This window comes from Mesobacillus foraminis (assembly GCF_004340465.1).
Lineage (GTDB): Bacteria > Bacillota > Bacilli > Bacillales > Cytobacillaceae > Mesobacillus_B > Mesobacillus_B foraminis.
On the sequence record NZ_SLVV01000035.1, the window covers coordinates 1 to 1,284 of the forward strand.

At 54.8% G+C, this 1,284-nt stretch carries 1 rRNA gene; it reads left to right on the forward strand.

From position 1 onward, the window contains the following. A 23S ribosomal RNA gene (locus tag EV146_RS26695) occupies window positions 1–1,284 on the forward strand; the annotation flags it as partial.

The following is a 1,284-nucleotide window of genomic DNA, read 5'->3' on the forward strand; positions in this document are numbered from 1 at the left end:
AGCGAGGGAAATTAGTACCGAAGTTCCTGATTCCACACTGCCAAGAAAAGCCTCTAGCGAGATGAATGGTGCCCGTACCGCAAACCGACACAGGTAGGCGAGGAGAGAATCCTAAGGTGAGCGAGAGAACTCTCGTTAAGGAACTCGGCAAAATGACCCCGTAACTTCGGGAGAAGGGGTGCTTTTTAGGGTGAATAGCCCGGAAAAGCCGCAGTGAATAGGCCCAGGCGACTGTTTAGCAAAAACACAGGTCTCTGCGAAGCCGCAAGGCGAAGTATAGGGGCTGACGCCTGCCCGGTGCTGGAAGGTTAAGAGGAGGGGTTAGCGCAAGCGAAGCTCTGAATCGAAGCCCCAGTAAACGGCGGCCGTAACTATAACGGTCCTAAGGTAGCGAAATTCCTTGTCGGGTAAGTTCCGACCCGCACGAAAGGCGTAACGATCTGGGCACTGTCTCAACGAGAGACTCGGTGAAATTATAGTACCTGTGAAGATGCAGGTTACCCGCGACAGGACGGAAAGACCCCGTGGAGCTTTACTGCAGCCTGATATTGAATTTTGGTACAGCTTGTACAGGATAGGTAGGAGCCTTGGAAGCCGGAGCGCCAGCTTCGGTGGAGGCATTGGTGGGATACTACCCTGGCTGTATTGAAATTCTAACCCGCGCCCCTGATCGGGGCGGGAGACAGTGTCAGGTGGGCAGTTTGACTGGGGCGGTCGCCTCCTAAAATGTAACGGAGGCGCCCAAAGGTTCCCTCAGAATGGTTGGAAATCATTCGCAGAGTGTAAAGGCACAAGGGAGCTTGACTGCGAGACCTACAAGTCGAGCAGGGACGAAAGTCGGGCTTAGTGATCCGGTGGTTCCGCATGGAAGGGCCATCGCTCAACGGATAAAAGCTACCCCGGGGATAACAGGCTTATCTCCCCCAAGAGTCCACATCGACGGGGAGGTTTGGCACCTCGATGTCGGCTCATCGCATCCTGGGGCTGTAGTCGGTCCCAAGGGTTGGGCTGTTCGCCCATTAAAGCGGTACGCGAGCTGGGTTCAGAACGTCGTGAGACAGTTCGGTCCCTATCCGTCGTGGGCGCAGGAAATTTGAGAGGAGCTGTCCTTAGTACGAGAGGACCGGGATGGACGCACCGCTGGTGTACCAGTTGTCTTGCCAAAGGCATCGCTGGGTAGCTATGTGCGGAAGGGATAAGTGCTGAAAGCATCTAAGCATGAAGCCCCCCTCAAGATGAGATTTCCCATAGCGCAAGCTAGTAAGATCCCTGAAAGATGATCAG